General features: G+C 49.7%; 21 protein-coding genes and 1 pseudogene. 5 read left to right on the forward strand and 17 right to left on the reverse strand.

What is annotated here, in order from left to right:
* From C162_RS03595 to C162_RS03610, 4 genes are all read right to left on the reverse strand, one after another.
* Positions 1-255, reverse strand: coding sequence for a hypothetical protein (locus tag C162_RS03595; protein ID WP_036691326.1), 255 nt, complete (start codon positions 253-255; stop codon positions 1-3).
* Between the two features lie 8 nt (positions 256-263).
* Entirely contained in the window at positions 264-773 is a 510-nt protein-coding gene (locus C162_RS03600) for an AAA family ATPase (protein ID WP_036691327.1), read from the reverse strand.
* On the reverse strand, positions 755-1531 hold the full coding sequence (locus tag C162_RS03605; protein ID WP_036691329.1) for an AAA family ATPase: 777 nt from the start codon (positions 1529-1531) through the stop codon (positions 755-757). The genes C162_RS03600 and C162_RS03605 overlap by 19 nt, the downstream gene beginning before the upstream one ends.
* 100 nt (positions 1532-1631) lie before the next feature.
* Positions 1632-1823 carry a hypothetical protein gene (locus C162_RS03610; protein WP_036691330.1) on the reverse strand — a complete coding sequence of 64 codons (192 nt, stop codon included), beginning with the start codon at positions 1821-1823 and terminating at the stop codon, positions 1632-1634.
* Between the two features lie 109 nt (positions 1824-1932).
* Here C162_RS03610 and C162_RS03615 point away from each other — a divergent pair, with 109 nt between their 5' ends.
* Together C162_RS03615 and C162_RS03620 are read left to right on the forward strand one after the other, a co-directional pair.
* On the forward strand, positions 1933-2253 hold the full coding sequence (locus tag C162_RS03615) for an ArsR/SmtB family transcription factor (RefSeq protein WP_036691332.1): 321 nt from the start codon (positions 1933-1935) through the stop codon (positions 2251-2253).
* Between the two features lie 98 nt (positions 2254-2351).
* Complete coding sequence (locus tag C162_RS03620; RefSeq protein WP_036691333.1) at positions 2352-3437, forward strand: saccharopine dehydrogenase; 1086 nt, start codon at positions 2352-2354, stop codon at positions 3435-3437.
* Here C162_RS03620 and C162_RS35200 read toward each other — a convergent pair.
* The 4 genes and pseudogenes from C162_RS35200 to C162_RS03635 form a co-directional block, all read right to left on the reverse strand.
* Positions 3428-3562, reverse strand: a pseudogene (locus C162_RS35200) (M48 metallopeptidase family protein); the annotation flags it as partial. The gene C162_RS03620 and the pseudogene C162_RS35200 overlap by 10 nt on opposite strands.
* Before the next feature lie 15 nt (positions 3563-3577).
* On the reverse strand, positions 3578-5761 hold the full coding sequence (locus C162_RS03625) for a pectate lyase family protein (protein WP_036691335.1): 2184 nt from the start codon (positions 5759-5761) through the stop codon (positions 3578-3580).
* A gap of 310 nt (positions 5762-6071) precedes the next feature.
* Positions 6072-6461, reverse strand: coding sequence for a DUF948 domain-containing protein (locus C162_RS03630; RefSeq protein ID WP_051493202.1), 390 nt, complete (start codon positions 6459-6461; stop codon positions 6072-6074).
* A 64-nt stretch (positions 6462-6525) separates the two neighbouring features.
* Positions 6526-7230 carry a TVP38/TMEM64 family protein gene (locus tag C162_RS03635; protein WP_036691336.1) on the reverse strand — a complete coding sequence of 235 codons (705 nt, stop codon included), beginning with the start codon at positions 7228-7230 and terminating at the stop codon, positions 6526-6528.
* Between the two features lie 176 nt (positions 7231-7406).
* Here C162_RS03635 and C162_RS03640 point away from each other — a divergent pair, with 176 nt between their 5' ends.
* From C162_RS03640 to C162_RS03650, 3 genes are read left to right on the forward strand one after another with little or no spacing between them, the layout of a single operon-like run.
* On the forward strand, positions 7407-8114 hold the full coding sequence (locus C162_RS03640; RefSeq protein ID WP_036691338.1) for a response regulator transcription factor: 708 nt from the start codon (positions 7407-7409) through the stop codon (positions 8112-8114).
* Entirely contained in the window at positions 8104-9438 is a 1335-nt protein-coding gene (locus C162_RS03645) for a HAMP domain-containing sensor histidine kinase (protein ID WP_036691339.1), read from the forward strand. Before C162_RS03640 ends, C162_RS03645 begins: the two co-directional genes overlap by 11 nt.
* Before the next feature lie 12 nt (positions 9439-9450).
* Complete coding sequence (locus C162_RS03650) at positions 9451-9993, forward strand: GNAT family N-acetyltransferase (RefSeq protein ID WP_036691341.1); 543 nt, start codon at positions 9451-9453, stop codon at positions 9991-9993.
* Between the two features lie 64 nt (positions 9994-10057).
* Here the strand turns inward: C162_RS03650 and C162_RS03655 are convergent, their stop codons facing one another.
* From C162_RS03655 to C162_RS03695, 9 genes are all read right to left on the reverse strand, one after another.
* Entirely contained in the window at positions 10058-10411 is a 354-nt protein-coding gene (locus tag C162_RS03655) for a nitrous oxide-stimulated promoter family protein (protein WP_051493203.1), read from the reverse strand.
* A 41-nt stretch (positions 10412-10452) separates the two neighbouring features.
* Complete coding sequence (locus C162_RS03660) at positions 10453-10845, reverse strand: type II toxin-antitoxin system death-on-curing family toxin (protein WP_036691343.1); 393 nt, start codon at positions 10843-10845, stop codon at positions 10453-10455.
* A gap of 1 nt (position 10846) precedes the next feature.
* Positions 10847-11140: an AbrB/MazE/SpoVT family DNA-binding domain-containing protein gene (locus C162_RS03665; protein ID WP_036691344.1), complete on the reverse strand. Its 294-nt coding sequence runs from the start codon at positions 11138-11140 to the stop codon at positions 10847-10849.
* Between the two features lie 225 nt (positions 11141-11365).
* The gene (locus C162_RS03670; RefSeq protein ID WP_156949528.1) at positions 11366-12349 is read right to left on the reverse strand and encodes an adenosine deaminase; all 984 of its coding nucleotides are present in this window, start codon (positions 12347-12349) and stop codon (positions 11366-11368) included.
* A gap of 262 nt (positions 12350-12611) precedes the next feature.
* Entirely contained in the window at positions 12612-13580 is a 969-nt protein-coding gene (locus tag C162_RS34045) for a stalk domain-containing protein (RefSeq protein ID WP_051493205.1), read from the reverse strand.
* Between the two features lie 299 nt (positions 13581-13879).
* Positions 13880-15196, reverse strand: a complete 1317-nt coding sequence (locus C162_RS03680; protein ID WP_036691346.1) for an NAD(P)/FAD-dependent oxidoreductase — start codon at positions 15194-15196, stop codon at positions 13880-13882.
* A 31-nt stretch (positions 15197-15227) separates the two neighbouring features.
* The gene (locus C162_RS03685) at positions 15228-16535 is read right to left on the reverse strand and encodes an aminoacetone oxidase family FAD-binding enzyme (protein ID WP_051493206.1); all 1308 of its coding nucleotides are present in this window, start codon (positions 16533-16535) and stop codon (positions 15228-15230) included.
* A 147-nt stretch (positions 16536-16682) separates the two neighbouring features.
* Positions 16683-21212, reverse strand: a complete 4530-nt coding sequence (locus C162_RS34050; protein ID WP_084648807.1) for a polysaccharide lyase family 8 super-sandwich domain-containing protein — start codon at positions 21210-21212, stop codon at positions 16683-16685.
* Between the two features lie 89 nt (positions 21213-21301).
* On the reverse strand, positions 21302-22348 hold the full coding sequence (locus C162_RS03695; protein ID WP_036691348.1) for a glycoside hydrolase family 130 protein: 1047 nt from the start codon (positions 22346-22348) through the stop codon (positions 21302-21304).
* Positions 22349-22362 lie beyond the last annotated feature (14 nt).

Below are 22362 nucleotides of genomic sequence, written 5' to 3' on the forward strand. Positions count from 1 at the left end.
TTACCTGTCTCTTCGTCTCCGTATAGAAGGCATCTCTTCATAGTAAGCTTGTAGATGATGATCCAGACTCCATATTCTTATAGAGCCGATAGCAGGGACATTCTTGTACTTCTTGTAGACTTGGATGATGGATAGATCACCCACACCAACTTCCATTAGCAGAATCAGAACCTGTTGCTTCTCCTTTTGTAATGAAATCAATTCCTGGCAGATCCAGAATGTTACATAGAATAGAGGTGTCGATAATATGAACATGCATATGTCTACACCTCCAACCAGCTTAGATCTGTATGATCTTCAGCAGGCTTCTTCAACGCCTTCACTAATTCGTCCTGGACCGTCAGATCGCCCAGATTACCTTTTGACAAAAGAACCGGTAAGGATTCCATATCCGGCAAGGAATAGAATTTACTTGATCCGTTGTCAGGATCTCTGTAACACAAAACAACCCCGAACAATTCTTCTTTGGATAGAGCATTCAGTAAGGTCGGATTATGTGTTGTAATGATGACATCTATCTTTCTCTCTTTGGTTAGTCTGGATATCGTTTGGATCAGGCTCTTCATTCGGCTGGGGTGGATTCCGTTATCCACCTCTTCAATCACAATCATAGTATCAGGGTCTTCTGTAATAAGTGCAGCGAGAATGGCCACATATCTGAGTGTACCATCCGAGAGACGCTTGGCCTCCACGAATTCCGAGCGTTCACCATACTTCTCCTTCAGGCAGAACATCACATCACCAATGGAAGTCTCTATGAACCCAATATCCAAAATTTCATCTCCGGCAGATCCTTTACTGCGTCCAGCAACTCTTTCTTAACCTCTTCATTCTTGCACAATTCATATATAACAGAAGAAATATTATCGGCCGTAGGTCTTAGCTCATGGTCGCTCATCCTTGAATAATCTCTCATCCGAACCGGCAAAGGATCTAAGAAGAGTATCTTCCCCAGACGCTCCAGAACCAGATTTATGTAAGACACGTTCTTCTTATTATACTCTGTAGTCGTAGGCATCTTGGACGATAGCTGTGATAGAACAGAGACAGAACGAATACAGGTCACTTCGGGATTTCTTCCCTTGCGCCCATTATTATATTCAGCGTTAATATCGCTATAGTCGTCAGGAGTATCTTTGGTCTTAAACACGGTCACCGGTCTGTCGCCGCTAGAGGATAGCTTCAACAAATGCTCAGCAAGCACAAAAACACGATTGCTCACTTTGATGGTTATGGAATACTCCAAGTCATAATCCGCATCAATATCCACCAGACACCCTAGAGTAAATGTATCTGTACCAATTCTGGGACAGCCTACACTCCCGCCTCTGATCTCACTGTCTATATTCTTAGAGCCATCCAGAATAATAGATAGGTCTCTTCCTGAAGAGATTTCAGAGAGTATCTTCATCCCTTCAATCGCATTGGTTTTACCGCCTGCATTAGTGCCAATAACCGATGTTAATTTCTCAATTTCTAGAATAGATGAATCAAAGCTTTTGAAGCTCTGGAACGAAAAATTCTTCAGCATCTTCAACGCTCCCCTCACATGGAGTTTGCCTATATATCTTTATTGTAGCAAATAATGATCATAGTAATACTCACTAGTGAGATGCACATTGACACCTCTCCTATAGGCCCAAAGGCGAGAGAAAAAAGACGGCCCGTTCCTTAGCTGGTGGAGAGATTGCCTTGAATGGTGAACCGCTGCTCCAGGGGCAGACGTTGCCGTTGGTACAGGCATCATAGAAAATATCGTTATTATACACCCACACATTCACGTTACCTGTATCCATGGAAATCCCGTCGTCCGGGAATAGCATCAGGCCGAGCTTCCTCAACTCTACATATGGCATGAATATTATATTTGATTTTGGCGGCATGTAAGACTATAATACGTTTAAACAATTAAACATTATAACGGAGTGAGCCATGAGCGAATCGATAGGTAATCAACAAGTCATTGATATTTTCGAGAATCTAAGCCCTTATCTTCAAGGTCTGGGAGATCCCGTCCGCCAGCGAATCATATCGCTGCTCATTGACCGAGATAGCATGAACGTATCACAGATTGCAGAGCATGTTCCCATGTCACGCCCTACAGTCTCTCATCACCTGAAAATATTGCGCCAATCCGGGCTGCTGTCGGTTCAGAAAAAAGGGACTGAGATGTATTACAAACTGGAGTTCAACGATGCTATCGAATTACTCAAACAGCTCGTTCATCTCGTAGAAGTGGAATGTCAGAGCTAGCGCACGCCGCGCTGGTGAACTGCATTCCTTTTCTTCACACTACTACGTTTAATTGTTTAAACATATAAGTACATAAACATATAAACGGAGGCTAACAAATGAATAGACAAAAGATTCTCATCGCTGGAGGCTATGGTGCTGTAGGGGTACAGATTGCCCGCATTCTACATGACAGGCACCCTGATCTGGAGTTAGTGCTGGGTGGTCGTTCTGCTGGCAAAGCAGCCCCTTTCCCATCGGACCGGGTGCACACGGTTGTTGTTGATACCCAGGCAATCGATCCGCTGATTCACGCAGGAGAAAATATAACTTTAATCATTAATGCAGTGAACGATCTGGATGATCGACTACTGGTAGCAGCAGTGCGAAGAAAAATTCCACTCATTGATGTCACACGCTGGACAGAAGTGTTTCAGCAAGCGATCCGCACAATAGATCAGGAAGAGCTTCATGCCCCCGTAATTCTCTCTTCCGGATGGATGGCGGGAACGGCCTCCCTGTTTGCCATGATGCTCTCGAAATCGCTTCAGAACGTTGAGGTTAACATCCATGCCTTGTACTCCCTGCGGGATAAGGCCGGCCCGGATTCAGCGGCCTTCATGGACCGGATGAGCATTCCTTTTCATATCACTCAATCCAATACGAGCCGGCTGGTCTATCCCATGACTGACCCGGTTAAAATACAGTTTCCAAATGGATACACGACGCACTGTTACAGACTGGATACTCCTGATCATGTCACCTTGCCCCGTACCAGTCATATAAATTCCGCCAGCTTTCGCATCTCCTTCGATCATAAGGTTTCCACTTATGCACTCGCAGGACTGGTCAAAACAGGAATATGGAAGTTGATTAGTGGGGATCGATTCAAGCCTTTCAGACGGAAATTATTGTACAATCCGGGAACCGGGAGCGCTCATCACCTGGTGATTCTATTGAAAGGCATGGATGCGAAGCGTAACGTAGTGGAACGCAGAATGACTGTCTCCGATCCACTCGGTCAGACCCATATGACTGCGCTTGGCGCTGCGGTGCAGGCCGAAAATTTACTGCTGATGATGTCTATGGATGAGCCGATGGCTCCAGGCATCTATTATCCTGAGCACTTGTTCGATCACCGCATGGACATGGATGCAGTCACTCACTTTTTCACACAATACGGTGTTCAAGTATCTTATTCCTGATCCAACACTATACTACCAATACGCCGCCAGAAAGAATGGTCATGATTCATGTGGTGAATATGGCACAGTTCATGAATCATGACACAATCCATCACTTCCAGAGAAGACTTCGCCAAGCGATAATGGGGTTAGGAGTTATATTATTCCACCACCAAATAATACAAATTAGCCGTACTATCCTTCGTAATCGTATGGGCGCCTGCCGCAAGGGAGACGTTGGCCACACCGTTCGTGATCGGGCAGCTTGTCCCATCCACCTTAATCTTGGTTCCCTCGGAGCCAAACACCAGCGTTAGCGTGGAGGCCTTGGCTGCGTTGAATTGGATGCTGGTGGCGCTCTCGATTTTCAGACATTGGGTTAAGGTCAGGCCGTTATAGACTACCGTTCCTTTGCTGGTGGAAAGGTTGCCTTGAATGGTGAAGAAGCTGCTTGATGTGCCGGATGTTGTAAAATTGTGCACCGCCGCTCCCGGGGCAGGTGTTGCCGTTGGCACTGGAGTCGCTGTCGGCACCGGAGTTGCCGTTGGCCCAGGCGTTACTGTTGGTACCGGAGTCGCTGTCGGCACCGGAGTCGCTGTCGGCACCGGAGTTGCCGTTGGCCCAGGCGTTGCCGATGGTGTCGGCGTTGGACCTCCCGGATTCGCCTCGCCGCCTACAGACACCAGGCCTGAGGTGTAGCTCCGTATGGCTGACATTAACGGCGCGTTGAGGGCATAGGAGGTGTCGTCCACGGCATTATTGAAGCTCCAGCTAAAGTCACCGCCTCCCTGGCGTCCTGCTCCCGCTGTAACTTTCTGCTCTACTGCGCCAATGCTATCTACAGCTGCTGCGCTGACACCTGTATCGACCAGCGTATCGAAGTTGTTATATGCTGTTCCGCCGACAAGTGCTTTGTACGAGCCGGGAACGGCTTCGCTTCTCGATGAGGCCAGGTAAGCATCGTGAGAGCCTGCATTTGCCGGAGCTGTTCCGGTATTGGAGTTGGCATAAATGAGACTGGACGCCCCCGTAATACTGTTATTGAAGGCCTTAATCATCCCTCCAGTCTCCCCGGAGAATGTGCCTTCGCCCAGAGCATCCGTCCCCTGAAGAGAGTTCAACATCGGGTACTTGGCATTACGGAACACATTACTTTCCACGAAGGCTGAAGCGCCGGTCGTCACGCCCACACCATATTTTGATACACCGTCATAGAAGTTATTATACACATGGACCGAGGCCACTCTGATCCGCGGATGACGCGAGTCGGAATGATCGAACCAGTTGTGGTGGAAGGTGACGAAGAACTCTGCCGATTCGCTAAGTCCGACCAGAGCTGCTTTGCCGGAATCGAAGTAGTGGTTGTACGAAATAGTGATATATGTGGAGCCTTTCTTGAGATCTGTGGAACCGTCGCCTTTGGCCTGGTCCGCATCACTTCCCGCTGATCCGTAGAAAATATCATTATTATGCACCCACACATTCGCGTTGCCTGTATCCATGGAAATGCCGTCATCCGGGAATAACATCACACCCAGATTCCGAACCTCCACATTCCCTGCGTATCTGAGCAGCAGCCCCCAGCCATAGGCAGTCGCATCTTTTCCTATTCCTTCAAGGGTAATGTTCATTTCTGTATAATTATTTTTGCCTTTGAGTTCAAGATACCCGCTGCTGTTCAACTGTCCACTGAGGTCGGCGGCGGTCACTTTTCCGATGAGCCTGATGGCGAGCGGTGTGGTGTCATAGCCTTTTTGCCGGAGAGCGAGAATGCTGCCAAGCCCTGTCCCTGTCTGAACTGTACCCGAGCTGCTGACCACTACGGGAAGCGTTACGGTCTGAGCGTTCTGGGAGGTGATATACAGCACCTGTGCGCCGCTCTTAAGTGTTCCGTTGTTGTTATAGGCACCTGAGCCTGTACCAAACGGAGAGCTGGAGGAGAAAGCAAAACCAGACCGGTCATACGGTGTTACATTCAGCGTACCCGTAACTGTATTAGCCGTTCCCCCGCCTGACAATACCGCTTCAATCTTCATGACATAGCTTCCGGCTGCAAGCCCTACGGCGTCCGCTCTCCAGTAGGAAGCATATTTGCGGATCAGCTCATTCGGAAGCTGCTGATACTGGGAATCTGCGGCGCTTGCCGCTTTGACGAATACCTTATAGCCGGATGCGTTACTGACAGGTGACCACTCCGCATACACCGCTTCATTCCCGCCACCGCTGCCTGTCAGCGTAACCCCCGCAGCGTACACCGCCCCGGTTCCCCATCCGCCGTATATCAGAGTGAGTATAAGAGAAAACAACAAAGCCATACTGGTTACCTTCGCAACTAACCTTTTCATTCATTTGCCTCCCCGGATTTATTTGTTGCAGAATTACATGTAACCGCTTGCAATTTTTTACATTTCTTCTCTTTTCACCCCCTCTTTACCTGCTGATCTGTATCCTTGAAGGACCTATGAATCTTGAGCCTCGCGGATATCCCGAGCATAGCAGAAGCCGAATTAGTGTCGAAACAATCATTTGCTCATATCGCCTGCAATTATGCACTATTATGAGAAAATGATTATTTTGCAGCGAAATGATACCTGCATGCAAAAAGACACCCGCCCAGGGTGCCTTGAATTGTCGCTACTATGGGTGATGCTGAAATCACTGAAACTTCGTATTAACGCGGATCTGGCCGCTTTTGCTTTTGACCGCTGGCTTCTCAGGCTCTTGGCTCAGGTTCTGGCCGATGTCGGTAGCGTTCTTCTTAAAGGTCTCGGTCACCGTCTGAATAACTTCGCCCACATTGTGCGCCGATTCAAAGATCGGATCGATGGTCTTGATCTTCCCCTTCACATCCCGGGTGACCTGATTCGCCGTGTGAATGAGCTGAGTCGCCTCTCCCGTCAATCCATGGATGGCATTTCTCACCTCGCCCAGCGTCTTGTTGGTCTCCCCGAGCGTGGTCATTCCCTTGCGCAGCGTAAGGATGACAAATGCAACCAGACAGACAAAAGCAACCGCAGCCAAAGCAACACTAAGTTGGATAACCATATGCAACGCCTCCTGTAGTTCCACTCTATGTCCAAGTTACAGACATCATTCCTAGATGTTGAGGCTACGACTCGCTTTTGCCGCCTTTGAAGGAAGATAACTTGTCAATCAGCTTGTCCTTATAGATTAATCCCAAGATAAAAGCTAGGACTGAGATAGCGGATATGACGATGGTGGGTCCATAATTCTTATCGTAGATATTTGCCCCAACGCTCACGGAGGCCAGCAGCCACGGGAATCTGGCAATGAGCAGGATCATAAAGAATCTTAGGGGCTTCATCGTCGTCAATCCCGCAGCATAGATGAACATATCCTTGGGGAATCCGGGAATAACGAAAACAATGAACAGGAAGATTGAGAATTTCTTATTATCCATCATCCCCCGCATCCACTTGAACTTATCCCTCTGAAGCAAGCTTTCAATGAAAGACCCGCCCAGGAATCTGGTGAAGTAGAAGGCAATCATCGCCCCCAGCATCATCCCACCAGTCACGTAAACCGCCCCCAGCATCGTCCCATAGATGTATCCCCCGGCAATTTGAACGACCTCTCCCGGTATGGGAGCGATCACCGTCTGGAGAATCTGGAAGAGAACCAGCATAACCGGCCCTAGCTTTCCTGTAGAAAGGATATAGTCCCGGAAGGCATCCAGCGACATCGTCAGGCGCAGAAGCTCCGGCAGGTATTTGATGAATACGATCATGATCACAAGGCCTACGCAAGCGAGGAGAACTTTGCTGACCCGTTTATTTTGTAATAACCAATCCATTTCGAATCCCTCTCTTCACTGGCTTATGATAGTACCAGCTTAGGTAAATATTCTTAAGATCCGGGCATGGAATTCCTTAAGAATTCTTAAGTCGCCTGTCATCCGGTGGTTTAAACGCAATGGACAATCTATAATGTAAGCACGACGAGCACCCGGGAAAGGAGAGGGATGGAAGAATGATGAATCCTGCGAAGACCATACTTATAGCGGATGACAACCACGAGATCCGGGAGATTGTCCGAGTGCTGCTGGAGAGTGAGCAGTACCTTGTCATTGAGGCTGTTGACGGTGAAGATGCCGTGAACAAAGTTGACGATACCATCGACCTGATCATTCTGGACATGATGATGCCCCGGAAGTCGGGAATTAAGGCCTGCGTGGAGATTCGTGAGATGACCAGTGCGCCTATCTTGTTCCTGACAGCTAAGACTCAAGACTCTGACAAAACTCTCGCCTTCTCGGCCGGAAGTGACGATTACCTGTCCAAGCCCTTTTCCTACACCGAATTGGTGTCCCGGGTGAAGGCCTTACTTAGGCGGTATTATGTATACAAAGGCAAGGAGGATACCTCCGCCCCCTCAGATGTGATTACCTTCAACGGACTAAGCATTAATCCTGCTGTTAACGAGGTAAGGATGAATGAGAAGGAGCTGACCCTGACCGAAATTGAGTACAAGCTGCTGGCGCTGATGGCCGGCAACCGCAATAAGATTTTCTCGGCGCAGAATCTGTATGAGAGTGTGTGGGGCGAGCCTTACTTCTACAGCTGTAACAATACGGTGATGGTTCATATCCGCAATCTGCGGATGAAGCTGGAGAAGGACCCGCAGAATCCCAAGTTCATCCGAACCGTCTGGGGAAAGGGGTACCGGATTGAATCATAAGCTACGGTTGAGCAGGCTGAAACTGAAATTAATCCTGTGCCTGATCGGTTCGTTCGTCGCTTCTGCAGGGTTATTCCTGCTGCTGCAGTCCACAGGCGAAGATCTGCTGGAGCATTACCGGACCAGAAGCTCGTTCATTCACAAGCAAGAAGAGCAAGCCCTTCCGGCACTTCAAGCATATATCTCCGGGCAACATCTTTCGCTTAAGGATGACGCGAAGATCGCGGAATGGGTCCGAGACGCCAAGTACGTGAACCTCTATCTCTATAAGGACAACCAATTTCTCTACTCTACGGACGGGTACACCATCAAGACCGAGAATACGAGATTTCTGCCGGACCCTAACATTTTCAGCAAATCCCAGTATTCCACGGTTACCTTTGCGGATACGACTGCTCAGGTCTATATGGAATATTTTTTTGAATACAAGTACTACAACCTCATTACGATTCTCGGTGTGATTCTGTCGTTCATATTCTTCATCGTCCTGGTTCTGTTCTTCATCAACAAGAAGACCTCTTATATTGGCGTGCTGGAGAAGGAGATTAAAATTCTGGAGGGCGGGAATCTGGACTATCCGATTACTCTCAAGGGGAAGGATGAGCTGTCGTCGCTGGCCCAGAGCATCAATGAGATGAGGAAGTCATTCATCGAGCGTCTGGAGAGCGAGGAGCGGGCCAGAGTAGCCAACAGCGAGCTGGTCACCGCTATGTCCCACGATCTGCGGACACCGCTGACCGCATTGGTCGGCTACCTGGACATCATCGAATACAAGAAATATCAGGATCAGGAAGCATTAGCGAAGTACATTCATAACAGCAGGGAAAAAGCCTATCAGATTAAGCATCTGTCCGACAAGCTATTCGAGTACTTCACCGTGTATAACACAGAGGAGAATGACCTGGAGTTCGAGTCTTACGATGGGATTCAGCTGATGGATCAGTTAATCGATGAGCAGTCGATGCTGCTGGAGAATCACGGCTTCCAGGTAGCATGGGAGCCATCCCCTGTCCCTTTCCGCGTGGATCTTCACCTGATCTCCTTCAGGCGGGTATTCGATAATCTTTTCTCCAACATCACGAAGTATGCCGATACATCTGCGCCCGTCACTATTGCGTATAGGATTGAAGACCGCTGGCTGTTGATGGATATCACGAATGTTATAAAAACGGAGGACCATGAGGTCCATAGCACCGGGATCGGCCTCAAGACCTGCCATAAAATCATCAGCCAACATAAGGGCGAAATTACGTTCACAAGCACTGGCAGCAGGTATTCCGTCCACATCCGCTTGCCGGTAGATACCGCGCAACCCCAACCTTAAGGAGGAACCATCATGCAAGAGATCAGTACCGACCGATTAATCATTAGAAACTTCCGGGAGGCAGATGCATCAGGGATGCTGGAGTACTTGGCGAACCCCCGGGTGAACTGTTTCCTGAGCGAACGTCTCTCTACGTTAGAAGAAGCCATCGCTTCCGCCAGCGAACGGAGTCAGGACGACTCCCATCTGGCCGTCACTCTGAAGGAGACCGGTGCCATCATTGGCGATCTGTTCTGTATGAAAGAGGAGCCGGATACCTACAGCGTAGGCTGGCACTTCAACCCGGCCTACGAAGGCGCCGGCTATGCCAGCGAAAGCGCCCGTACGCTGCTGCGCTACCTTTTCCTGGAGCAGGAAGCCAGACGCATCTACGCCTATGTCGAGGACGACAACTCCAGATCGCAGAAGCTGGTCGAGAAGCTGGGCATGCGCCGGGAAGGCTGCTTCCTCGAATTCATCTCCTTCACCACGAACGAAGACGGAACGCCGAAGTATGAGAATACCCAGCAATTCGCTATCCTGAAGCGGGAATGGCTGGAGCAGGGGAATAGGTAACCATAGACAGCCAAGGCGCAGGCCATCCTGTTCCTTGGCTGTTTTAACTGGAGTAGGCGTCCGGCTATCGTGACCATGTTTTTCTCAACTTCTCCGGCATGGGGATATGCCTTATGGATTCTAACGGATGATACAGCAGCATCCATGGTCCTGAGAAACGCATAACTCCCTTTATTTTTGTGCGGTAGACGGGTGTATAACAATGAATCGGACACTTGGCACACGCGGTTTTCTCTTCACCGAATTTGCAGCAGGAGAGTCTTGTCATAACATACTCATTTAAATTCCGGCATTCCTCACAGAGCTCCTGCCCATGATGTTTTCTCTTGCAATAGATATGAATCATCTTTGAAGCAATTATTTTTTCTTTGCGGATCTTAGGGCCCTCGTTCAGCGGCTGCTTTGCTGCTCTGCTCATATCATAAGGCCTCCTTGACTTGTAAGGGGGACACCTTACCTTTATTTTTCCTCAGTATATTTCGTCAATATATAAGAGATCATTTCTAATGAATGCACACCTTTGGCAATGTCTACAACAAACTCTACTGCAAACTCCCGCTGCATTTTTAGATGGTACCCATTCAGAATCAAAAATGACTTCGTAACCAGATAAGCCGTACGTTTATTGCCATTATGGAAACAATGGTTTTTGACCAGCGATTCGAGCAAGGCGGCTGCCTTATCAAATATAGAGGGATAAGCATCCTCGCCAAAAATACTTTGTTGCGGTCTATGTACCGCAGATTCCAGCAGGCCATGTTCCTTCACTCCTGCTTGATCTGCGTCATTCATTCTTTTCATCATGAAATGGTGTGCTGTAATAACCTCTTCTCTGCTAAGAAAGATAGTCATATTAACGATCCCTTAGATCTTCAAGAATGCCCAGATCCTCTTCGAACACATCGAAGAAAGCCTCCAAGACTTCAGGCCGAACCTGTTCAGGCAACAGGGCTGCCCGGCTTTTTCTCAACACCACTTCTCCACTTTCATTTTCAATAAACTCGATTTCATCTCCCTGCGAGATATTCAACTTTTCCGCAAGAGCTTTTGGCAAGCTCACGCCCAAGCTATTCCCCATTCGCCCAATCTTTCGGGAATAACGGATCACCTTCGTTTGATCCTTTGTCACTTTGATCACGCCATTCATTTTATTTCTTCCTTCTTCTTATAGAATGATCTTCCCGCTTCAAGTTATAACTTTTAACAGTAATAAAAGTTATAACATATGTACATTTTAGCAAAATGATATGGAAAAGACCATCTTCAAGTATCCTTTTACCATCCACTCGGATTTTGAATTTATTTTGTAAAATTACATCACAATCCTTATGATTAAATAATTCACTGGACTACAGATACAATTTAACCTGACTTACTTTTTATCCATACTCATCATTAACTGATTCCTTCCATTGGATACCCCAAGTCCTCTCATACGGATCTCGTTCAGCTCTTCTGTTGTCATTAATCCCGCTTGATACAGATTCATGTATTCTTGAGAAACGCTTTGATTAAAAATCAGCAAATCATCGGTATTAATCGTCACGGGTACTCCACAATCATAAAGCTTCCGAATAGGATGGCTGGCGTAGTTCTCCGCTACTCCAAGCATAATATTACTAGTAGGACAGACATTCAGTTGAATATGGTGAGCAGAAAGCCAGCTCATAATTTGAGGCGAGCGGACGGCTGCAATTCCATGGTGAACCTCATGAAGCCCGAGCTCCTCAACAGCTTCCATAACATCATCTGCGGTTCCGAACTCCCCCACATGAGCCTTGAGCGCCAGCCCCGCCGTATTCGCAGCTTGGTAAATGGACTTAAAAGATGTGATTGGCTGAGCAAATTCATCGCAACAAATATCGATGGAGCGAAACCAGCGGTAAGCCAATATTTCATCTAACCGGTTATACACTTCATCTACATTGCAGGCACGGTCCAAAGCCAGCTCCGGGAGAAACTGTGTTGCAGGAGCAAACCGGCGATGATATTCATTCATGATCCGCATAAATGGCTCCATTCCTCCCAAGGTATCCACCTCATCCACTCCAAAGCTTAATGCCAATCTCTCAATATGGTCGTCAGCCGCCTGCGCAAAGGAAGCTTCAATCCGTTTCAAATAACCTTGAATACCAGGGCAATGCCGTTTCACAGATTCAACAAACCATTGCTGCATGTCGTTCAACGATCGGAACGGTTCCGCCGGCGGCTCTATGTTAACATGCGCCCACTCGCTAATATATCGAATGGTCCCTCCGCGTCCGGCGTGGTTATGCAAATCGCTTTTCGGGATGGACTGCAGATCCACAAGTGATTCATTCATAAGCGCTTCTACAAACCTTTGTTTAGTGGACAAGTTCTTAGATCCTATCGGCAATTGGTGACACCCCCTTTTCGTAAAGACAAGAACAATTATGACTGTTACGGAACAGCCCCGTCAAACCCTCTTGTCTGCATTGTTCCCAGAATCGACCGAACATTTCGTTATCAAACCATTTGATCCTCTCTTCATTTCTCACATTCAAGAAACAAAGGGTACCTCTAAGCCATAATTTGGCTTTAGAGATACCCCTCGTAGCTAACGAAAATCATATTTGATTACTTAGGCCTCTTGATGACTAAAGGTTGAAGTAGAAGAATGAATTTTCATAATCGCTATTGTCTCTGAGCTGGACGGTCAGATAGTTCGCTACTCCCTTATATACAGGTACGATTACAAGACCTTCTGCAGCGTAGCTGTAACTTTCACCCGGCTTAAGCTTTTTCGAATTAGTTGCGTCACTAATAGCATCATCCAACGAGCCAGTGAAACCGGAATTTTTCACACCGACGATACTGTTTCCGTCTGAAGTTTTAGAACCCCACAGTTGTGGTACCAAATGAACAGCAACATAAAGGCCTTCGTTGTTATCATCAGAGATAGCCTTTCCGTTATTCAAAACGAACTTTACCTTAGCCAATTTATACTCAATCAAAGCATTGGCTTCTGGTTCTCTGAAACCAAGACTTGCAATTTCACTTCTTGTGATTGACTTTACTGAGCTTACGGAGAAAGTATAGTTTCCTGTATACGACAGACCATCATAACTATAGGGATCATTAAATGTAACCGACTTGCCTATTGGAATTGCAGAGCTAAGGGTTTTACCACCATTAGCTGATGCTGTCGTCGTCGTTGCTACTGGAGGTGGCGTATTTGTCGCAGGCGGGTTAACAGTTTGCTTAACGGGTTCTTGGGGGGTCGATGCTGTGCTGGCATCCTTATAAGGAATACCACTATCACCTGAACCATCAATGGAAATCGTTAAAGAGGGCGCATCAAAATTAACATCCGCTCCAAGCGCCTCTGAAACAGATCTTAAGGGCACATATGTAGAACCATTATATACTAAAGCAGATAAATTATTACCCGATTGATCTTTTGGAGTCCATTTGGAACCGTTAAGGACAAACTTGATATCATGGTTCAATTTTGCCTTAATTGCTTCAACACCACTTCCTGCAAACACCCCTACTGTGCCAAATAGTAGACTTGAAACTACAATAGATGAAACAAACACAGACTTCCTCATTTTAACTAACTTCATTCTGAAAATCCCCCTACAGTTTATTTGATACTACATGCACTACCATAAGTTAAAGTTTTCAACATAATGAAATAAACCGCTTGTCACACTGCTTCTATAAGGTTCATAAAAACAAGCTGACAAGATATTCTGGGATTTATCCCACAATTCAATTTCAAAGTTAAAATATGTATCTATTTACTTATCGGATCAATAGGGAGTAATTGTTAATCCTTTTCCCGGAATTTATAACCCCAAAGAGAAATAAAAAAGACACCCCTAAGGGTGTCTTCACTAGTACTGCACCAATCCTCTATCCTTTACGTAGTGCGGGCACGCTGATTCGCAAGCGCCATCGCGGCGGCATATCCGGAGCTCCAGGCCCATTGCAGGTTATAGCCGCCGCAATCTCCGTCCACATCCATCACCTCACCGGCCAAATAGAGCCCAGGCACCAGCTTAGATTCCAGCGTTCCTTCGACTAGCTCCGTCGTATCGATGCCACCGGCTGTGGTTTGGGCGTTCGTGAAGCTGTTGGTGTCGGTGATTTTAAATTCCCAACGCTTCAATAGTTTATAGAATATTTTCTTAGTTTTCCATGATAGATCCTGACACAGCAGATGCAGCTGTTGATCAATTCCAGCCTCCTTCAGCAGCACGGGAATCAGCTTCTTGCTGACGATGCCTATCAGGGAATCAGCAACCGTCCGGTGCCCGAAGATCCCCCAGTGGATCTCCAGAAAATCAATTAACTCTTCCTCCGTGCGCTCCGGCATCAAATCAACCGACAGGGTCACGGATTCTCCTATGCCGAGATTATACGCAGCCTTTCTGCTTAGCTGAAGTATAGGCGGGCCCGAGATCCCATAGTCCGTAAAAAGAATCTCACCAGACTCCGTGCGGATGACTTCATTGTTTACGATCACATGGGCCTCTCCCTCAAATTTGATGCCCGACAGTTCCTTCAAATACGGATAATCCAGCTTCAATTGTACAATGCCTGGCACCGGGTGGATCATGGTGTGACCCAGACGCTGGACAAGTGTATAACCGGAGCCGTCTGTTCCTGTTTTGGGAGCGGTAAGGCCGCCGGTACATAGAAAAAGATAGTCGCTGGTATACACTACCTGTTCCTCTGTATCCGTCTGGCAGGTTATCGCGAACCGGGGATGTCCCGCCGAAACGGTCACATCGAGCACTTTATGTTTATAGTATACTGGAACATTCCGGTCCTCCAGCGCCAGCTTAAACACACCCGGCACCGAAGCCGCCTGCAGCGACATCGGATACATCCGGCCATTCTCCAAGCTCATAAAAGGAAGCCCGAGCGAAGAGAAAAATTCGATCGTCTGGCGGACACCGAATTGCCGCAGTACATGTATTGGGAATCCTGCCTGATTGCTGTGATACTTAATGGATAAAGCGGCTGCTTCATCCGTACCGGTGGCGGTGGATTGGTTCGTAATGTTGCAACGCCCGTTACCCGTCGTTATAATTTTCTTCCCGAGCCGGTCATTGCTTTCAATAATGGCTGTATCAATACCTTGATCCCTCGCTGTAACTGCAGCCATTAGACCTGCAGCACCCCCACCGATAATGAACAGCTCGTGGTGCTTAGAAGTCTGATCCTTATACATATTAATTGATGCATCCCTTTTCCTAATAAATTTATTGAATGGACTTAGCTATCGCCATGGCGGCCACATATCCGGAACTCCAGGCCCATTGCAGGTTATAGCCGCCGAAATCTCCGTCCACATCCATCACTTCGCCGGCCAAATACAGCCCGGGCACCCGCTTGGATTCCAGCGTTCCCCGGGTAAGTTCCGATGTATCAATGCCGCCGGCTGTCACCTGCGCATTCGTAAAGCCATTGGTATCCGTCACTTTGAATTCCCAACGCTTCAAGAGCCGATAAAAGTTCTCTTTAGTTCTCGGCGTGAGATTCTGGCAAAGAAGCTGTGGCTGTTGATCTAAGCCCGTCTCCTTAAGCAGGACAGTAACAAGCTTCTTGTTGAAGATACCCACGAGGGAATCCGCCACGGTCCGGTGCCCAAAGCTCTCCCATAGCTTTTCTAGGAACTCCACTACCTCTTCCTCTGTACGGCCCGGCATCAGATCCACCGATAGTTTCACCTGTTCTCCTCTTGCCAGATGATACGCAGCTTTCCTGCTTAGCTGGAGAATGGGCGGACCGGTAATACCATAGTCTGTGAAGGCCAGCTCACCCTGTTCACTGCCGATGACTTTACCCTTTACAATGATATGGGCTTGTCCCTGAGATTTGATACTGGACAGTGCCCTCATATTCGGATATTGCAGCTTCAATTGCACAATGGCCGGAAAAGGCTCAATCAGGGTGTGCCCCAGACGTTCGGCAAGGGTATAACCGGGAGGCTCTTTTCCTGCATTGGGACCGGTATTGCCCCCCGTAGACAGAAGCAGATAGTCGCTTGTATAAACAACCTCCTCCTCTGTCTCTGTTAGGCATTTTATCGTGAAGCGCGGATGATCTGCCGAAGCAGTAACATCCACCACTTTATTCTTAAGGTATACTGGAACATTCCGATCCTCTAGCGCCAGCTGGAAAATATCCAGTACCGCCGCTGCCTGCAGCGACATCGGATACATCAAGCCCCCCTTGAGTCTTGTCAGCGGAAGCCCAAGAAAGGAGAAAAAATCAATCGTCTGGCTGACGCCATATTGCTGCACTACCGCAAGCGGAAATCCGGATTGATTACTGTGATACTTGCGCGATAAAGCGGCTGCTTCATCCTCAGCTGTCACAGTGGATTCATTCGTAATGTTGCAGCGGCCATCACCTGTCATTAAGATCTTCTTGCCAATCCGGTCGTTACTCTCCAGAATGGCCGTATCGATCCCCATATCACTCGCAGTAACAGCAGCCATTAGTCCGGCAGCACCTGCGCCGATAATAAAGAGCTTGTGGTGCATAGAAGTCTGATTCTCATACATGGTTGGTCAATGCATCCTTTATCCAATTTTCTCTAAGCACAAAAACACTTGATTAAATTATAGCATAAGCAAAGCAGCGATTCCCTAACAACAGGAGAATCGCTGCTTTGCTGTGTCTAACGTATACCAATGAAAGGTTGGCTATGATTACTTAGCTGCCAGCATTCTAAGCAGTACCGTGACGGTCTCCGCCCGCGTTGCGGCGTCTTTCGGGAAGAAGCTGTTGTTGCCTTTGCCTTGCATGAGTCCTGACTTCTTCATCTCGGCCGCTGCTCCAACTGCCCAGGCGGGGATGTCGCGGTCATCCGTGAATCCTGCGGAGCGGGCAACAGGAGCCAGTTGTAATGCTCTCGCCAGCATGACAGCCATTTCGGCTCTGGTCACTGGCGCATCCGGGCGGAAATTGCTGTTGTTATCCCCCTGAATGATTCCCAAGGCTACCGCCTGCGCAACGGCTATCTTGGCCCATGGTCCGATTCGGTCACTATCCTTGAAGGATAACGCTGCTTCTGTGTTCTGAAGCTTCAGCGCCTTCGCCAGCATCACCGTGAATTCAGCACGGGTCACGTTACGGTTAGGCTGGAACGAGCCGTTCGGATAACCTGTAATGATGCCTAACCGAACAGCTTCACTGATACTGGCTTCAGCCCAATGGCCCGCAATATCGGTGAGGGATGGACCAGGCGCCGGAGTTGCCGGGCCTTGCGGACTCTCGTCCGGTTTACCCGGTGTTCCCACAACAACCGGCGGGACAGGTACTGACGGAGTCACAGGTGCTTCACCTCCAGGGTTGCCGCCATTTCCGCCGCCCGAACGCTCGTTAACCGAGACGCTAATTCTTCCCGTAATGGACGGATACGCATTCAAGACCGCCGTAATTGTAACTTCTCCAGGTGTGGAAGGTGCCGTAAAGACCGCGCTAAACCGGCCGTTTGCGTCCGTTACAGCATGAGCAGGCTCAAGGCTGCCCGAGGAAGCTGTAAGTCCGACCTCCAGGCCGGAGACCGGGAGATTGTCGCTGCCCGAGACAATTCCTGTAATGGATACGTCATCTCCGGTATTCACAGCAGAAGGTGCCGCCTGAAGTTCAATAAGGGCAGGAACTGGTATGGCCTTGCTTACAGAGACGGTAACCGTATTCGTCACGGAAGGATTGCCGGTCAGTACAGCCGTAATGACCACATCCCCCGCTGCGGACGGTGCCGTAAAGACTGTGCTGAACCGGCCGTGCTCATCCGTTACGGCAAGCGCAGGCTCGAAGCTGCCGGAGGCTGCCATGACCTGGACCGCAGCACCCGCTAACGGAAGATCTTCACCGTCATAGACGGTTCCCGTAACCGACACTTTGCCTCCAGCAGATACAGAGGACGGGTTAGCCTCCAGTTCAATCCGGGCCGATACAGGCACAGCCTCTTCTTCTACGGATACGGTAACCGCCCCTGTCACAGATGGACTTGCCGGCAAGACAGCTGAGATGGATACCTTACCGGGAACAGATGGTGCAGTAAAGACTGTACTGAACTTGCCGTACACATCTGTAGTTACTTTGGCAGGTTCAAGGCTTCCATCGGCTGCTGTGAGTTCAACATCTACACCGGATAACGGAAGATTGCCATCGGCGTAGACGGCCCCCATAACGGATACTTTACCTCCAGGCACCGCCGAAGATGGCGTTGCCGCAAGCTCAACCCGGGCGGGAACAGTTTCCTGTGTCTCTGGTCCAAAGACTTTAAATTCCCAGAGCGAGTATCCGTATTTGCTCCCTCTCTGAGTTCCATACATCCGGACATATCTGGCATTCACCGGATCTATGGAAATCTCGTCGACATCCCCGTCTCCACTGGACGTACTATATACCGTCTTCCAATCGTGCAGCGTATCGGAGACGTCGATCCGGTATTCTTTTCCATAGGCATCTTCCCAATGCAACATCACCTTGGAAATCGCCTGAACAGAGCCCAGATCGACGTAAATCCACTGCGGATCAGCATAGTTAGACCCCCAGCGGGAAGTCAATGAGCCGTCTACCGCGTTCCCCGCTGGCACATCGGCTGCTTTGGACGAGCTTGCAATCGCAGTCTGGCCTTCCGCAAGGTTAGGGGCAACCACTTCATACACGTTAAATTCAGCAAGCGAGTAGCCGTCTCCGGTCCCCTGCTGAACGCCTAGCATCCGGACGAACCTGGCGCTGGTCTTACCGAAGGAGATGTCGTCGATGCCGCCATCCCCCATCGAGGTCGCATACACGTCATTCCAGGTGGCCGCATCGTCGGATACTTGAATTTTATAGCTTTTGCCGTAAGCCTTCTCCCAATGCAATCTAACCTTATTGATCATATATTGATCCTGCAGATCCACATAAATCCATTCATTGCCTGAAGCGTTCGAGCTCCAACTGGAGGTTCTGTACAGATCCGTAGCGTTTGACGCAAATTGCTTGCCTACGCTGGAGGAAGCAGCCGCTCCTTTACTGTAAGCGAGATCATACCCGCTGTCGTCGATGAAAGCTCCCTCGCTTAGCGTCTCACTCCGCCCGGTGAACGTATCTTTACCGAGTGTGTAAGTGGTTGTGGTCTGGTCTCCGTTCCGGTTCAGCGTTACGTTGACGGTAATTCCCGGCGTTTCGGGATTCGCCACCGAGATGCGGACAGGGTCCGCGGATTCATCAACGATCACCATCGACGGTTTATCTACAGTGACGGTCAGTCCTTCTCTTAGCGTGACTGTACCCGGCTGATAGAACAGCATTTCCGCAATGCCAAGCGAACGGTGCCGGACCGCCTGAACGGACGGTGTATTCGCCAGAATACTAATCGGGCTTGCTTCCGCGTAGCTGCTAACCTCCCCCGCGGTTTTACCCGGCAATACGATGTATTGATAGGAAGCATTGACCGGCTTCACGCCATGATCCAGCCACATCGAGAACACCGGCTTAGTGATTGGCTCCGCAGAACTGCCAGTAACCACATCGCTCCATTTCCCGGTCTTCGTCTCCCGCTTCACCTGGAAATTCGTCTTGTCCAGGAAAACATACCCGGTCTGATCATTATAGGCCCAGCGTCCGTTCACCTGCGACGTTCCGTCTGCCACTTTGCCGTCTACAAGCACATCGCCTACAGCCAGACTCTGGTTCAGTGTCGTATGGACCGGTGCAGCATTCGTTGAAGTGATGCCTGCGCCCAGCGCTACCATTTCATCATCGAAGAAAAAGTAGCCCTTTTTCCCGCTGGTGCTCAGCTTGTTGAAATCAAACGCCGTGGCTCCGTACCGCTCATTGGTTACGCCGCCGACAAAGGTCTTCGGGTTGTTGAAGTTATTCTCCTTCGTGAAAACGTAGGGAGCTGTTGTTCCCGGAACATGATTCCAGTCCATCAGAGGGTACACGATTCTATACTCATCCCCGGTTCTCTGGATAGCCGTGGCGCCTTGCGGAGTCCAGTAGAGCAGGTTGTATCCGCTTGGGTTAATGGTTCTCATTTCGCCGCCCTTGACCGTGCTGGACGACATCTTCACTGTAATTCCGTAATCCTTCCGCATATGAGAGGAGACCAGGGTCTGCCATTGCGTCATATTGTTCGCATCCAGTCCATTGCCCGAGACCGTGCCAATACCCCGGATATTATTCAGGAAAACAGCGAACTCATCCGCCCGCTTCGGGTTAGCCGCCTGCATCCACTCCAGCGGATCTTCATAGAAGGTCAGCGCGGAGCTCTCATAATCTGGCCACTCCGGTCCGTTCATCCCCATGCCCAGATCGGCAACATCGCCTCTCACCAGATACCTGGTTCCATCCAGCACATAAGAGGACAACGAGTCAATGGCCGCCTGGCTGTAAGCGAAGCTTGTGCCCGAGACGACATAAGCCCAGAAGGACATATCTCTCGCAAAGCTTCTTCCGTAGCCCGTGGTATAATTCGTCTTCCCATGCATGAAAAAGGACATGTCAGACTGAATTCCCGTTAGCGTCTCCGTCACCGCCGAGAGCACGTTAAACGCCTCTACGGCGCTGCGGACATTCTGGGCATCCTCCAGCAATAAGCCGCGGATCATATAATTCTGGTTGTACCAGGAGGAGTTGGCCCCATCGATTGTATTCGGTTTGCTGTCTAACGTGTCGACAATACCCGCAGCCTGCTCTGCAGTCAGATAGCCTTCACACAGCAGCGCGATTTTGCTAAGCCGCAGTTGCTTGCCGATGCCGGTCTCCCACCAGTTGGTGGAGGTCGGTTTGACCTTGAACCAGTGATCCAGCGCTTTCTGAATACCGGCTAACATGGCTTCATCGTGATAGTATGGCCCCTTCGGGTCTGCGAACGCCTGGGCCATCGATTGCATCCGGTCCAGCGCAAGGTAAGGCGACCACGCCCGCCCGTTGGCACTGGAGGCCGTACTGGTATAATCTACATCGCTCCAGCTTCCATTCGCTTTTTGACTCGATAAGTAGGTCCCGGCCTGTGATTTAAAAGTCCATTCCACCCGGCCATTGGTTCCGTCATTGATGATGTCCTTGGAGATATAGAAATCCACCGCCCGCTGCTTCATCAGCTTCATTTCCGCCAGCTCTTGCGACGAACTATCCGCCGATACAGGATATTGGAATCCGAGGGTCGAGATCATCAAACCCACCATCACGAGACATATCCATCTTTTGATCCTGCTTTGCATGTTACCAGTCATGTACACGCTCCTTCGCTTATCTGCCAGATATTTGTTAGCGCTTTCTAAACTTTAGATTAAAGAAGGCAGCTCCCACTGCCTCCTTCCTCTTACACAAGAGTATCTAATATATCCTGGAGCGGGATGTCCGCTACAGCCATGACTTCATCTGCCGCGCCATAATACATGCGGACCGTCTGGTCCAGCAGCAGCGCACCGCACGAGAACACGACCTTGCCAAAGAATCCGTTCACCTCATAGGAAGCTTCCGGCTCCAGCACGGGGACACGCGATCTCGCAATCACCCGGGACGGGTCCTCCAGATCCAGCAGCACCGCCCCCATACAATAGCGGTGGCTCCTGTCCGCGCCATGGTAGAGCGCAAGCCAGCCCTGCGGTGTGCGGATCGGAACCGCTCCGCCGCCCATGCGGGCCGAGTCCCAGCCCTGCTCGCCGAGTCCCATCAGGAACCGGTGGTTCCCCCAATGGTCGAGATCGGGCGATTCCGCAATCCACATCTCGGGCGCACCGAATGACTTCGGCACTGGGCGATGCAGAGCGTAGTATTTGCCGCCAATTGTCTCCGGGAAAATCATGACATCCTTATTCTCGGGAGGCAGCATCAGCCCGCGCCGCTTGAAGGTCCGAAAGTCGCAGGTCTCCGCCAGCCCAACTCCGACACCGCGCGCGGAGGCAGCGCTGTAAGTGATGTAATAGGTGTCCCCGATCTGGGTCACACGCGGATCTTCGATCCCCCAGGCTTCCAGCGGATGCTCCGGGAACAGGGCCGGCTGCGGCTCGACCTCGAAATGAACGCCATCCCGGCTCCGCGCTACCCTGAGATGGGATAAGGAGGTGAGCATCACCGTCTGTCCATCCTTGGCGACGAAGCGCGAGTCGGCGAAATCATAGTCCGAGTCATTCTTGTCGTACCGTTCGACCTGCACCTCCGTCCCTGCTTCATTCAACCGGGGAACGAGCACCTCGTCCGCCCGGTCCGGTATTGGCGCTTCGGCAACGCGCAGCAAGAGGATCGTCTCATCCTGTAACTGCGCCACGCCTGCATTGAACGCGCCCAGCACCCGGAAATCGGGACGGGAGGGGGCAACATCCCCAGCTTCAATCAGCGGATTGTGCTCGCTGCGTGTTATTTTCATTGGAGTAACCTCTT

The organism is Paenibacillus sp. FSL R7-269 (assembly GCF_000517865.1).
Classification (GTDB): domain Bacteria; phylum Bacillota; class Bacilli; order Paenibacillales; family Paenibacillaceae; genus Paenibacillus_AQ.

Bases quoted from the DNA above. Each gene is read 5' to 3' on its own strand.
- C162_RS03630 (WP_051493202.1), bottom strand. From the start codon at position 6,461: ATGGTTATCCAACTTAGTGTTGCTTTGGCTGCGGTTGCTTTTGTCTGT.
- C162_RS03685 (WP_051493206.1), bottom strand. From the start codon at position 16,535: ATGTATGAGAATCAGACTTCTATGCACCACAAGCTCTTTATTATCGGC.
- C162_RS03665 (WP_036691344.1), bottom strand. From the start codon at position 11,140: ATGAATGGCGTGATCAAAGTGACAAAGGATCAAACGAAGGTGATCCGT.
- C162_RS03695 (WP_036691348.1), bottom strand. From the start codon at position 22,348: ATGAAAATAACACGCAGCGAGCACAATCCGCTGATTGAAGCTGGGGAT.
- C162_RS03615 (WP_036691332.1), top strand. From the start codon at position 1,933: ATGAGCGAATCGATAGGTAATCAACAAGTCATTGATATTTTCGAGAAT.
- C162_RS03635 (WP_036691336.1), bottom strand. From the start codon at position 7,230: ATGGATTGGTTATTACAAAATAAACGGGTCAGCAAAGTTCTCCTCGCT.
- C162_RS34050 (WP_084648807.1), bottom strand. From the start codon at position 21,212: ATGACTGGTAACATGCAAAGCAGGATCAAAAGATGGATATGTCTCGTG.
- C162_RS03620 (WP_036691333.1), top strand. From the start codon at position 2,352: ATGAATAGACAAAAGATTCTCATCGCTGGAGGCTATGGTGCTGTAGGG.
- C162_RS03650 (WP_036691341.1), top strand. From the start codon at position 9,451: ATGCAAGAGATCAGTACCGACCGATTAATCATTAGAAACTTCCGGGAG.
- C162_RS03655 (WP_051493203.1), bottom strand. From the start codon at position 10,411: ATGAGCAGAGCAGCAAAGCAGCCGCTGAACGAGGGCCCTAAGATCCGC.
- C162_RS03625 (WP_036691335.1), bottom strand. From the start codon at position 5,761: ATGAAAAGGTTAGTTGCGAAGGTAACCAGTATGGCTTTGTTGTTTTCT.
- C162_RS03640 (WP_036691338.1), top strand. From the start codon at position 7,407: ATGATGAATCCTGCGAAGACCATACTTATAGCGGATGACAACCACGAG.
- C162_RS34045 (WP_051493205.1), bottom strand. From the start codon at position 13,580: ATGAAGTTAGTTAAAATGAGGAAGTCTGTGTTTGTTTCATCTATTGTA.
- C162_RS03595 (WP_036691326.1), bottom strand. From the start codon at position 255: ATGTTCATATTATCGACACCTCTATTCTATGTAACATTCTGGATCTGC.
- C162_RS03680 (WP_036691346.1), bottom strand. From the start codon at position 15,196: ATGTATAAGGATCAGACTTCTAAGCACCACGAGCTGTTCATTATCGGT.
- C162_RS03605 (WP_036691329.1), bottom strand. From the start codon at position 1,531: ATGCTGAAGAATTTTTCGTTCCAGAGCTTCAAAAGCTTTGATTCATCT.
- C162_RS03610 (WP_036691330.1), bottom strand. From the start codon at position 1,823: ATGCTATTCCCGGACGACGGGATTTCCATGGATACAGGTAACGTGAAT.
- C162_RS03660 (WP_036691343.1), bottom strand. From the start codon at position 10,845: ATGACTATCTTTCTTAGCAGAGAAGAGGTTATTACAGCACACCATTTC.